Origin of the sequence: Chondromyces apiculatus DSM 436 (assembly GCF_000601485.1) — a bacterium.
GTDB lineage: Bacteria > Myxococcota_A > Polyangia > Polyangiales > Polyangiaceae > Chondromyces > Chondromyces apiculatus.
On sequence record NZ_ASRX01000036.1, the window covers coordinates 35321 to 49057 of the forward strand.

2 protein-coding genes are annotated in these 13737 nt (G+C 69.6%); both read right to left on the reverse strand.

Translation table 11 applies throughout. The features are described from left to right. Positions 1-17: 17 nt before the first annotated feature. The gene (locus tag CAP_RS45265; RefSeq protein WP_052375665.1) at positions 18-10643 is read right to left on the reverse strand and encodes a hybrid non-ribosomal peptide synthetase/type I polyketide synthase; all 10626 of its coding nucleotides are present in this window, start codon (positions 10641-10643) and stop codon (positions 18-20) included. After that, positions 10640-13737, reverse strand: a 3098-nt coding sequence (locus tag CAP_RS22475; protein WP_044244474.1) for a type I polyketide synthase, incomplete at its 5' end; no start/stop codon positions are given. The genes CAP_RS45265 and CAP_RS22475, both read right to left, overlap by 4 nt.

Genomic DNA, 13737 nt, shown 5'->3' on the forward strand with positions numbered 1-13737 from the left:
CGGTCAGGGGGGGACGCTCAGTCGGCCTCGTTGAGGCACGCGCGGAGCCGCGCCGCCAGGGTCTGGATGTGCGGCTCGAAGACCATCCGGAAGTGCGTCCCGGGAACGTCGTGGTTCACGACAGGGTGCGGCGAGCAAGCGCTCCATCCCTCGCCGAGGTGCGGGAGGGGGCCCGACTCCGACACGTACCAGCTCGTGTCGACCGCGCGAAAGAACGTCATCCGGCAGGGCGGGCGCGGCGCGTAGCGCTGCCCGGCCTTGAGGTGCGTGTCCATGTGCGCCAGCAGCCGAGCGGGGGAGAGTTCCGGAGGCAGAACCCCGGCGGCGAAGATGCGGTCGTGTATGTAGGCGAGGCGCTGCTCTGGCGCGACCGCGTCGAGGTCCTCGATAGCGAAATCGACACCCAGGCCCTTGGCCAGCTCGATCAGAGCTTCGAACCCGTCCTGGGGCGCGTTGTGGTGGATGAAATCGGGCGGCGCCGTGTCGAGGACGGCGAGGAGCGCGATCTCCTGGCCGGCGTCGTGGAGCTGTCTCGCCATCTCGATGGCGATGAGCCCGCCGAGCGACCACCCTCCCAGGAGGTAAGGACCTTCGGGCTGCACCGCGCGGATCGCCTCGACGTAGCGGGCTGCCATCGTACCGACGTCGTCGGAGGTCGCCTGGTCATCGAGGAGTCCCTGCGCCTGAAGGCCGTAGAAGGGGCGATCCTTGCCCAGGTGGCGCGCGAGGGGGAGGAACACCATGACCGTCCCGACCAGGGGGTGCACGCAGAAGAAGGGGCGCCCTTCTCCTGCAGGCTGGATCGTGACCAGCGGAGACCATGGCCTCGGCGTTGCCTGGTCGCGCAGGAGCTCCGCCATGCCTCCAGGTGTCGGCGCCCGGAAGAGGGCATCGATGGGGAGCCGCTGCCCGCACCGTTGCTCGACGCGCTTCATCAGCGCTACGGCCAGGAGTGAGTGGCCGCCGAGCACGAAGAAGTCGTCGTGGAGCCCGACGGGGGACACGGCCAGGGTCTCCTCCCAGATCCGCACCAGCTCGAACTCCAGCGCGTCCCGCGGCTCTGCCAGCGCCCCCTCGTGCTCTCCGCGGGTCTCGGGTGGCGGCGGCAGGGCCCGCCGGTCGATCTTGTCGCTCGAGGTGACCGGCATCGACCCGAGCCACACGAACATCGATGGAACCATGTAGTCCGGAAGCTCGTGCTGCAGGGCCTTCCGCAGGTCGCTCGTGCTGCACCCGCCCGAGGGCTCCTGCGGGACGACGTAGGCCACGAGGCGCTTGTCACCGGGCCGATCCTCGCGCGCGATCACGGCAGCCTCGCGCACCCCCGGGTGTCGCTGCAGGACGCTCTCGATCTCGCCGAGCTCGATCCGGTGGCCCCGGATCTTCACCTGATGATCGAACCGCCCCAGGAATTCGAGGTTTCCATCGCTCCGCCACCGCACCCTGTCGCCGGTGCGGTACATGCGGGCCCCGGGCACGTGCGCGAAGGGATCCGGGACGAAGCGCTCGGCGGTCAGAGCCGGGCGGTTCAGGTAGCCGCGCGTCACCCCGAGGCCGCCCACACACAGCTCGCCAGGGACGCCCGTGGGTACAGGCTGCAGGTGACGGTCGAGGACGTAGCACTGCATGTTCTGCACGGGACGCCCGATCGGGGCCCGGTGGTCAGGCGCGACGTCGGGCGCGACGTCGGGCGCGACGGGGTACAGCGCGGCGCAGACCGTGGTCTCGGTGGGTCCGTAGGCATTGACGACGCGGAGTCCAGGGACGCGCGCGGCGATGTGCGCGAGGGTTCGCTCCGAGAGGGGCTCCACGCCCACCATGATCCGCTGCAGGGACACAGGGCCGCCGCCGTCGGCGAGCATGGCGTGCAGGGGCTCGACCAGGAACGGCGGGATGTACGCGCCCCGGATACGCCGCTCCCCCAGCCAGGCGATGAATGCCTCTGCGCGGACACGCACGTCCTCGGGAGGGATGTCGAGCGCACCGCCGGTGAGGAGCGCCGAGAAGATCTCGTAGACGGAAGCGTCGAAGCACTGGCTGGACCAGAAGCTCGAGGTGTCCCCAGGCTCCAGCGCCCGCAGCATCTGGAAGTGGGCGATGAGGTTCACCACACCTGCGTGAGGGCAAGACACCCCCTTCGGCCGCCCCGTCGAGCCGGAGGTGTAGATCACGTACGCAAGGTGTTCCGGCCGTGTGACCGGCACCGGGTTGACGTCCATGCGCGTGTCGCTGGCTTCGCGGACGTCGTCGATCAGGATCTGACGGGCGGGGTACGCCGACAGGGGCCGGGCACAGGCGGCGCGCGTGACCAGTACGCGCACCTCGGCATCGGCGAGCATGAACCGGAGCCGCTCGGCGGGGTGGCCAGGGTCCAGCGGCAGGTAAGCCCCGCCGGCTTTGAGGATGCCCAGCATCCCCACGAGAAGCTCGGGCGAGCGCTCCATGCACAGGCCAACCACCGCGTCGGGGCCTACCCCTGCTGTGCGCAGGAGGTGTGCGAGCCGGTTCGCCCTGGTGTTCAGTGCGTCGTACGAGAGCCGCTCACCCTCGAACACCACCGCCGTGGCGTCCGGCGTTCGCTCCGCCCACGCCTCGACGATCTGGTGGATGCACTTGCCCTCGGGGAAACTCTCCCGGGTGTCGTTCCAGGCCACGAGGAGCCGCTCGCGCTCCTCGGCCTGGAGCAGGGGCAGCTCCGAGATCCGCTGCTCGGGCGCCCGGGTGATGCCCTCCAGCAAGGTCAAGAAGTGCCCTTCCATCCGGGCCATGGTGGAGGCGTCGAAGAGGTCCGTGTTGTAGTGGAGCGAGCCGGTGAAGCGCCCGCTCACCTCGGCCATCATCAGGGAGAGATCGACCTGCGCGCCGCGGTCCGGCAGGGTCATCGTCGCGGCCTCCAGCGATCCCAGAGTGAGGAGCGTCCCCTCTTCGCCGACAGCCAGCGCAGCCGCATCCTGGAAGCGGTGCGACTTCTCCAGGACGAACATCACCTGGAACACGGGCGAACGAGAGGGATCGCGGGGTACGCCCAGCCGTTCCACGAGGAGCGAGAAGGGGTAGTCCTGGTGCTCGATCGCGCCGAGCACCGTCCGGTGGGTCCGTGCGAGCGCGGTCTTGAACGCAGGATCGTCCCCGAAGTCGGCGCGCAGGACGACAGGGTTGACGAAGTAACCGACCACCGACTGGAAGGCGTCCTGGCTACGCCCCGCCGCGGGCGAGCCGACGAGGATGTCGTTCTGACCTGACCACCGGTGGAGCAACACCTGGAACACGGAGAGGAGGACGGAGAACGCGGTCGTCCCCTCGCTCCGGCAGAGCTCATTGAGCCGCGCGCCGAGCTCCGGAGGTAGGGTGAACGATCGCGAAGCGCCGCGGTAGGACTGCGATCTGGGCCGCGCTCTGTCCGCTGGCAGCTCGAGCGGTGGGAGCTCGCCGCGGAGCTCCTCCTTCCAGTAGGCGAAGAGCCGCTCTCCCTCTGCGCTCGCCAGCATCTGCCCCTGCCAGCGGACGAAGTCTGCATAGGTGTGCTGGAGCGGAGGCAGCTCCACGGGAGCGCCGGTCTCGTAGCCCGCGTAGAGCGTAGAGAGCTCCTCAAGGAGGATGGCGAGCGACCAGAGATCGATCGCGATGTGATGCGTGGTGACGAGCATCACGTGGTCGAGGGGCCCGCGGGAGAAGATCTGCACGCGCAGCATGGGCCCGCGCTCGAGGTCAATCGGGACGTTGGCGAACGCGGCGACGCGCTGAGAGAGTTCTTCGTCGGGCCACGTGGTGGCATCGGTGACCTGGAAGAGCGCCTCGCCGCGCCGCTCGACGCGCTGAGAGACCTCGCTGTCATGGGCAATGTACGTCGATCGCAGCACCGCGTGCCTCTGGACGACACGCGCAAGTGACCGCCTGAGCGCGTCCACGTCGAGCCGAGACCGAACGCGCAGTGCCGAACCGACGATGTACGCGGCGCTCTCTGGCGCGATCCGGTACAGAAACCACAGAGCGCGCTGGCCCTGAGACAGAGGAAGCGCCTCGTGCTCGTTGGCTTGCGCCTCCGCCTGTGCCACGGGAGTCGGCGCCGCGCCGCCGTGGACGACGTCGCGACCAAGCTTGCCCGCCAGGTGCTCGGCCACGGAAGCGAGATCAGGGTGGGTGAGCAGCACGGTCGCCCCGATGGGGATGCCCAGGCTCGCCACGAGGCGGTTACGCAGCTCAAGGCTCATCAGGGAGTCCACGCCCAGATCCTTCAATGGGGTGCGCTCGCCCATCCGGGAGGTGTCCATCCGGAGCACGCGCGAGAGTTGCTCGGTCACATGCTCCGTGAGGAGGCGCAGCCGCTCCCCGGGAGCGGCGCCCGCGAGCCGCTGCTGGAGGAGCCTGGCACGATCCGGGATCCGCTCCGGATTTCCGTCACCTGCAAGGAGTAGCTCGGAGAAGAATGGCGCGCCGATGATCTGAGGGAACAGTTCGGCCCAGTGCTGGACGTCGATCCGGGCAACTCCCACCTCCGTCCGAGGGTGCTGGAAGAGACGCGCGACCGCCGTGAGCCCCTCGGCCGGCGACAGGCTCCGGATCCCACGATCCTCGAGGCGCGCTCCCCGGTTCTCCTGGGCAGCCGCAAGGCCCACTTCCGAGAATGCGCCCCACTGGATGCTCATCGCCGGCAAACCCTCACGCGCTCGCCAGTGCGAGAGCCCGTCGACGAAGGCATTCGCTGCCGTATAGCTGCCCTGCCCCGGAGAGCCGAACAGCGCCGCAGACGAGGAGTACAGCACGAAGAAGTCGAGTTCCTTGCCTGCGGTCAGCGTGTGCAAGTGGAACGCGCCGTGGACCTTAGGGCCGAAGACGTTCCGGAAGCTCTCCTCCGAGAGGTCGCTCACGGTGCGATCATCCAGCACCGCCGCCGCGTGCACGACGCCGCGGAGCGGCGGCATCCGCGCCTCCACGGTGGCGAGGACCCGCTCGACGTCCTGCCTCCTGGACACGTCCGCCTGCAAGCACACGACGCGGGCTCCTGCGGCCTCCAGGGCCTCGACAGCCGCGCGGGCCTCCTCACGCGGCGCGCTGCGCCCGACGAGTGCGATGTGCATCGCACCTCGGTCGACCATCCATTGCGCCAGCGAGAGGCCGAGTCCCCCAAGGCCGCCCGTGATCAGGTAGCTCCCGTCCGCACGGATGCAGATCGCGCGCGCGTCCTGCGCGGGGAGGATGCGGATCTCCGGATCCTTCATCGCAAGCGCAATCTTTCCGATGTGCCTGGCCTGCGCCATGAAGCGGAACGCGCCCTCGGCTTCAGACGCGCGGAATACCTGGAGTGGCAGCGGCGCGAAGCGCCCCTCCTCGATGTGCTGCATCACCTCCAGGAGCAGAGACGCGAACAGGTCTGGCCGCTCGGCGGACATTCCCGCGAGGTCGACGGCACTGTAGGACAAGCTCTTCCGGAACGGCAGGAGCCCGATACGGGCATTGTCGTAGATGTCCCGCTTGCCGATCTCCAGGAAGCGACCGTAGGGCGCAAGCACGTCCAGGCTCCTGGAGATCGCCTCGCCGGAGAGGGAGTTCAGGACGAGGTCCACGCCGCGTCCGCCGGTCGCGGCCATGATGTCGACTGCGAAGGCAAGCGAGCGCGAATCCATCACGCCCTCAATGCCGAGAGCGCGGAGGTGGGCGCGCTTCTCCTCGCTCCCCGCCGTCGCGAAGATCCGGAGGCCGAGCATGCGCGCCACTTGAATCGCAGCGAGCCCTGTTCCCCCTGCGCCCGCGTGGATGAGGATGCTCTCGCCGGGACGCGCCCTGCCCAGGTGATGGATCGCGTACCAGGCGGTCATGAACACCAGCGGGAGCGTCGCCGCTTGCGCGAAGCTCAGCGTTCCAGGTTTCGGAGCCACGAAGCGTGCAAGCGTCGTGGCGTGCGAGGCGAACGCAGCGGGGGCGAGGGCAACCACCTCCTGCCCGACCTGTATCCCGGAGACGCCCTCACCGATGGCGACCACCCGCCCGGCGCACTCGCCGCCAAGCGCCACGGAGCCGGGCGGCAAGCCGGGGTAGGTCCCCAGGGCCTTGAGCACGTCGATGAAGTTGATCCCCGCAGCCTCGACCTCGATCTCCACCTCTCCTGGGCCCGGTGGCCTCCGCTGCATGGCGTGGAGCGCCAGGCGCTCCAGCACACCGGGCGCCGGTGTCTCCAGGCGGAACGGCCGGCCTTCCGCCGGCTCGAGGGTACGCGCTGTGATGTCGCCGGGCTGGGGCTCGAAGCGGCCGCGCGCAATCCGCGCCACGTGGCGCGCAGAGGAGCGCAGCGCGATCTGATCCTCGCGATCGCTGGAGGTGAGCTCTCGCAGAAGCAGCGTTGCTTCATCGCTGCCGCCCCGCGGATCGAGGTCGATGCAGAGGCAGCGAAGCTCCGGGTGCTCGAGCGCGATCGTGCGGCCGAGCCCCCAGACCGGCGCCTGGGAGACGCTCACCGCGTCATCCGTGGCGACTGGCTGCGCCCCGCGTGTCACCAGGACGAGCCGCGGCGCCCCCTCGGGGCCCTCTTGCACGAGCCCTTGCGCGAGGTAAGCCACGCTGACGGCCCCGCGGGAGAGGTCATGGTCCAGGCTCTCCGGCGTGGCCTGATCAAACGGCGCCGCGTCCAAGCCGAAGAGGTGCACGGCCCCCGCGCAGCGCTCCGCTTCGCCGAGCGCGTCGCGCAGCACTCTCGGGATATCGCCATGGCTCGATGGATCGATCTCGTAGAGATCCGGTTCAATCCGCCGGTAAGAGGCGCCCGCGAAAGCGCGTACACAGCGCTGACCGCCGGCAGTCAAGAGCTTGCGGAGCGAGGCGCCGACCCCGCTCCGATCTTCGAGGAGGAGCCAGGTGCCAGCGTCAGAGAGGGCCGCTTCCTGCAAGGGCTCCGCGCGACGCCACGCAAGTTCGAGGACGCAGCTATCGATCGCGTCCGCACGCCCCGCAGTAGGAAGCCGACGGACGCGGAAGCCACTGATCTCGACGATCACCTCCCCTCGCTCGTCGAGGAGCCACAGGTCGAAGGCGCGCTCGTCATCGTGGCCTGTCGTCGTGGCCCGTAGCTTGCCCGCGACCCACACCTCCCGCCCAGGGCTCCCGGCGACATGGCAGTGCTCGATCCCCACGGGCACATAGGCTTCGCCCATCGCACTGTCCGCGGCACCGGAGGAGAGCGCCCCCAGTACCTGGAAGCATGCGTCGAGCAGCGCCGGGTGAACGCGGTAGCCCGCGTCGTCCAGGTCCTGGGGCAAGGATACCCGCCCGAGGACCTCATCGCCGCCTGCCCAGAGCTCCAGGACCCCCTGAAACGCGGGGCCATACTTGATGCCTGTCGCTTCGACGCGGCGGTAGTGTGCCTCCCGGGGAAGCGCAGGCGTGAGTCGGATCTTCCGCGCCTCCGGGGCTTCGCGAGGGCGCTCGGACATCTCTTGCCTGGCGACGCGGCGCATGCGCCCCGTCATGTGCGTTTGCCACGTCCCAGCCGTTTCGGCCCGGCTCGCCACCTGGAATGCGGCCTGACCCGGGCCGTCCTCCGTCAGCTCGACCTCGACAAGCAGTTCGCCGTGCTCGGGCAACACCAGCATGCGATCGATCGAGAGCCGCTCGATCGAGAGCACCTCCTCGCCAGCGAGCGATGCGCCGGCGGCAAGCGCCATCTCCACAAAGGCGGCCGCCGGCATGACCGCATCGCCATGGATTCGATGGTCGCTGAGCCAAGGTACTGACTGGACCGAGAGCGGCTGCGCCCAGACACGCACCTCGGGGCGGCGCGACGATGTGAACGGCGCCCCGAGGAGGGAGTGCTGCGCGACGCCGCCCCTGACAGGGCGCGGGGACGCCCGCCGCGCCGTGTTCGTCCCGTCCACCTGGAACCAGTAGCGCTCACGCTGCCAGGGATAGGACGGCAAAGGAACGACGCGGCCACCCTGCGGGTAGAGCGCCTTCCACGGGACGGCGACGCCGCGCGCGTAGAGCACGGCCAGCGCCTCCTGCAAGCAACGCCGCGCGTCCGACGCTCGACGCAGCGCCGCGATCGCCGTGCCCTGTAGCCCCCTCTCGTGGAGGCTCTCCTCGACCGACGCGGTCAGGATGGGGTGGGGGCTCATCTCGAGAAAGATCGCGTGATCAGCGTCGAGAAGAGCGCTGATCGCCTGCGCGAACAGCACTGGCTGACGAAGGTTGTCCGCCCAGTAAGAGGCGCCCAGCTCGTCACCCCGAACTGCCGCGCCCGTCACGGTCGAGCACATCGGCAGGGAAGCGCTCCTCGGCGCCACATGGCGCAGGGAGACGAAGAGCTCCTCGCGCAGCGGATCCATCTGCGGGCTGTGCGACGCCACATCTACGTTGACCCGCCGGCAGAAGATCTCACGCCCTTCGAGCCCCGCGACGAACTCGTCCACTGCCGCAGGCTCGCCTGAGAGCACGGTCGACCGAGGCCCGTTGCTCCCGGCGACGCTCAGCCTCCCCTCGTAGCCACGGAGCTCGGCCTCGGCCTGCGCCAGCGACAGCTTGCACATCACCATGGCTCCCTGACCGTTGACGCGATGGAGCAACCGGCTGCGCCTGCAGATGATCGCAGCGGCGTCTCCCAGCGACAGCACGCCTGCGACGTGCGCCGCGGCCACTTCACCCATGCTGTGGCCCACCACGGCGTCAGGCGTGAGGCCCCATCCGCGCCACAGCGCCGCGAGCGCCACCTCGACGGCGAAGAGCACGGGCTGCACGACGTCGATGGCCTCAAGCCGTTGCGCGCAGTCCTCGGCCTCCAGCACGTCGCGCACGGAGAAGCCTGCCTCGCGCCCGATCGCCTCGTCGCATGCCTCAAGCGCCTCGCGGAACACGGGTTCCTCCGCGAGGAGCTGCCGACCCATGCCCGCCCACTGCGAGCCTTGACCGGGGAAGACAAACACCACCTTCGGCGGCAAGCCTGACGCCTTGCCTTGCGTGACGCCTGCGGGCTCCTCGCCCGCCAGGAACGATGCGAGTGCCGTCGCCATCTCTTCCCTGGATCCACGCACCACCGCGAGCCGGTGCTCGTGATGACTACGCCGCACGCTCGCCGTGTAAGCCACGTCGTGGAGCTGCGCGCCGTCTGCAAGGAAGAGATCACGGTAGGAGCGAGCGAGCGCTTCAAGCGCTTCGGCACTCCTCGCCGAGATCGGGAGCAGGTGGCTCGACGTCGCGACGGCCTCGGTGGCAGCGCTCTGACCCCGAGGTGCCTCCTCCAGCACCACGTGCGCGTTCGTTCCGCCCATCCCGAAGGAGCTCACCCCGGCGAGCCGCGGCTTCGTACCTGGCCACACCTCGCGCTGGGTGGGGATCGAGAAGGGCGTTCCCTCAAGCGAGATGCGCGGGTTGAGCGCCTCGAAATGGAGGTTTCCCGGGATAGCGCCGCGCTGGAGGCACAGGACGGCCTTGATCAGTCCAGCTACGCCTGCCGCGGCCTCCAGGTGTCCGATGTTCGTCTTCAAAGCGCCCAGCACGCAGCGCGATCCATCCGTGTGCGGCTTGCCCAGCACCGTCCGGAGAGCCTCGAACTCGATCGGATCACCGAGCGGAGTCCCGGTCCCATGCGTCTCGACGAATCCGATGTCCTCCGGCGCGACCCGGGCGTCCTCCAGCGCCTGCCGCAGCAAGGCCTGCTGGGAGAGCACGTTCGGCGTCGTCAGCCCGGTTGAGCGGCCGTCCTGGTTCACCGCCGACCCGCGGATCACCGCCTGGATCGGATCTCCATCCCGCACGGCATCCGAAAGGCGCTTGAGCACCAGGATGCCGCAACCCTCTCCGCGCACGAACCCGCTCGCGCCCGCGTCGAAGCTCCGGCACCGCCCGTCGGGCGCGAGCGCCCCGAGCCTGGCAGACATGCGCGATGGTGAGGGGGACAGCATGAGGTTCACTCCCCCCGCGAGCGCAAGCGATGCCTCGCCGCTCCGCAGGCTCCGGCACGCGAGGTGCACGGCGACCAGGGACGAAGAGCAGGCAGTGTCCACCGCCAGGCTCGGCCCCTGAAGTCCGAGCGTGAACGAGAGGCGGCCGGCCGGAAAGCAATGGCCGTTGCCCGTGGCGGCGTAGAGGTCCTGAGCGGCCGGGTCGCCGAACAGGGAGAGCTCGGCGTAATCGGTGTTCATGATTCCGAGGAACACCCCGGAGCGACTCCCCACCAGGCGCTCCGGCGCTTGTCCGGCGCACTCGAGGGCCTCCCACGCGACCTCCAGGAGCAAGCGCTGTTGCGGATCCATGGCGTGCGCCTCGCGGGGCGAGATCCCGAAGAAGGCAGCATCGAAGAGGCGTACATCCTCCTTCAGAAAGGCCCCCCAGCGGGTGCCTCTCGCTGCCGGATCAGCTTGATCCTGATCGGTCAGATCCGCCCGGAAGCGGTCGGAGGGGACCTCCGTGACGGCATCGAGGCCATCCTCAAGCTGACGGAAAAAGTCCTCTGGCGAATGCGCGCCTCCCGGCAGGCGGCACGCCATCCCCAGGATCGCGATGGGCTCCGACCTCGCTTGCTCCAGCGCTTCGATCGTCGATCGCGCCTTGCGGAGTGCCATGAGGGCGCGCTGGAGCGGCGTGAGCTCCGCCGCCGGCGTGGTCACGCCATCCGCGTGGGTGTTCTCGGGTGACATCGTCGGGTGCGTCTTGCTCATTGCAGGTAGTCTTCAAGGGCCGCGAGCTCTGCTTCCACTGCCAGCGTGGTTTCTCGCTCGGTCATCTGGGAGATAGCCGCCACCACCGCGCCTTTGTCTGACAATGGCGCCTCCACGGCGTGCTGCGGCGGCTCCTGCTCCGCCGGCCAGAGTTCCGCGAGCAGGTAGCCGGTGAGCGAAGCCACGGTCGGGTACGTGAAGAGGAGCGTCGCCGAGAGACGCACGGAGAGGCTCGCCTCCAGCCGGTTGCGCAGCTCAAGGCTCATCAGCGAGTCGACGCCGGAGCTCTGCAGGGGAGCGGCAGGATCGAGCCTGGTCACATCGACGCGCAGCACGCTCGCCGCCTGCTCGAGGAGGTGCCGCCGGAGCAGCCCTTCCCTCGCGGCGGGGGGCGCCTCCTCCAGCACGCGCCGCGCGTCGCCTTGAGCCCGGCGCGTCGCCCCCGCCTCCCCCTGGAGCACCGCGAAGAAGGGGAGCGCCGCCGCCCGCGGGTAGAACTCCAGCCACTGCCGCACGTCGAAGCGGGCAACAGCAACCTCCGGACGTGGGTGCTCGAAGAGCTGCGCGAGCCCCGCGAGCCCCTCCTCGGGGGTGAGGTTCCTTGACCCGCGAGCCTCGATCCGCTTGCCGCGGATGTCTTCCGCCGCCGCGAGCCCCACCGCCGAGAACGCGCCCCACTGGACGCTCATCGAGGGACGATGTGTCCGGTCGCGGAGGCGCGCGAGCGCATCGAGGAAGGCGTTCGCCGCCGTGTAGTTGCCCTGGCCCGGAGAGCCGAAGAGCGCCGCTGCGGACGAGTACATCAGGAAGAACGCGAGTTCCTGGCTCCCCGTGGCCTGGTGCAGGTGAAAGGCTCCGAGCACTTTCGGAGCGAACACGCTCCTGAAGTTCTCGGCGGAAAGCTCGAGCAGCGTGTGGTCGTCCAGGACCGCCGCTGCATGCACGACCCCGCGGAGCGGTGGCCCCTCCCGCCCGACCGACTCCATGAGTTGCTGGACGTCCTCGCGCCGCGCGACATCGGCCTGCACGGTGAGCACGCGCGCGCCGGCCGCCTCCATCGCAGCAATGGCCACGCGGGCGCGCTCGTCGGGGGCCCGACGCCCCACGAGCGCGAGGTGCTTCACGCCGCGCTCGACCATCCAGCGCCCCAGCTCAAGACCGAGCCCGCCAAGCCCACCCGTGATCAGGTAAGACGCGTTCGCTTCCAGCCGGTAGCGCACCTGAGGCTTGGATGCGCGTGGCGTGTGCGCCTCCACGCGTCCGCGCACGATCCGCGCGACGTGGCGGACGCCTCCCCGCAGCGCGATCTGATCCTCCCGATTCTGTGCGACGAGTTCACGGAGAAGGAGCGCAGCGTCTCCCGCTCCAGCAGCAGGATCCAGGTCGATGCGCAAGCATCGCAGCTCCGGATGCTCGAGGGCGATCGTCCGACCAAGCCCCCAGAGCGGCGCCTGGGAGACGGCGATCTCGTCTGTGTCAGCGACCTGCTGCGCTCCCCGCGTGATCAGGACCAGCCGCGGCATGTCCCTCCACCCCTGCCGCAGCAGCGCTTGCCCGAGGTAAGCTGCGCTCTCGGTCCCACGCGCGAGATCCTCGCTCAGGTTCTCCGGCGTGGCGTGGTCGAAGGGAGTGGCGTCCAGGCTGAAGAGGTGTACGGCCCCCAGGCAGGCCCCTCCCTCGCCGAAGGCGTCACGCATGAGGCGACCGTGATCCTCGCGGCGCTGCGGGTCGATCCGGTACACGTCGGGCTCGATCCGGCCGTATGCAGTCCCCGCGACGACCTGCACGCAGCGCTGCCCGCGGTGCGCGAGCAACGCTCTCAGCGACGCGCCAACCCCGCCTCGATCCGAGAAGATGAGCCACGCCCCCTCGCGCGACAGGCTCGCCTCTGGCGAGGGCTCCGTCCGCTCCCAGGCCACTTCGAAGAGCAGCTCCTCGAGACCGCGCTGCGCACGCAGCGCCCCCTCGACCCGCCGCAGCCGCATGCCCAGTACCTCGACCAGAGTCGCCCCATCTTCGTCCAGCAGGCGCAGGTCGACGACGCGCTCCCGCGCGTCTTCCGTGCCCTGGTCCGCGGACATCCCTGCGAGCACCCACACCTCGCGCTCCGGCAGGCGATGCACGCGCACCCTCGCGATCGCTACCGGTACATAGGGGGCTTCCTCGCTGGCGGCATCCGCACCTCTCGCCCCGAAGAGGCCGGCAGAGACCTGCAAGCACGCGTCGAGGAGCGCAGGGTGCACGGTGTGACCTGCCCCCTTGATCCGCTCGGGGAGCTGAACGCGCCCGAGCACCTGGCCCTCGCCCAGGGCAATGTCGACGACGCCCTGGAATGCGGGCCCGTAATCCAGACCGAGGGTTCGCAGGTCCGAGTAATGCGACGTTCCCGTGCGGACTGTACCCAGCCGCGCTCGGAGCGCTGCGGGGCGCTCTGTCGTGGTAGGGGGTAGCGCTTCGCCCTGGCTCCCCCGCACCTTCCCCACCGCATGCCGCTGCCATCCTGTCTCCCTCTCGGCGCGGCTAGAGATCTGGAAGGATGCAACCGAGTCCCCCTCGGCGGTGAGCACGGTCTGCACGATTCGCTCCTCATCGGTCGGCAAGGCGAGCATGCGATCGAGGGTCAGGTCCTCGATCGAGACCACGGCCCCAGGGAAGATCTCGACCCCTGCCGAGAGCGCCATTTCCACGTACCCGGCTGCAGGGAACACCACCTGCTCCAGGACGCGATGATCCTCCAGGTATGCGGGTGAGTTGCTGTAGAGCGCTTGCTCCCAGAGGTGCATACCGGGCAGCGCCGACACGCTCGTCGACATGCCGAGCAGAGGATGCGCCGCACCGCTCCGGACCGACAGCGCCTGCCTCGGACGCCGCGCCGGGATGGCCGGAGCGCTGAACCAGTACCGCTCGCGCTGCCAGGGATAGCTCGGCAGCAGCACCACCCGCCCTCCCTCGGCCTGCTGCTTCTTCCAGTCCAGCGCGTACCCGCGCGCGTACAACGCTCCTAGCCCCTCCAGCAGGCTCCGCCGCTCCTCCACATGCCGACGCATCGCTCCGAGCGCCACCCCCACCCGCCCGCTCTCCCGCACGTTCTCTT

Coding starts and splice junctions, on each gene's coding strand:
- CAP_RS45265 (WP_052375665.1), bottom strand. CDS start 10,643: ATGAGCAAGACGCACCCGACGATGTCACCCGAGAACACCCACGCGGAT.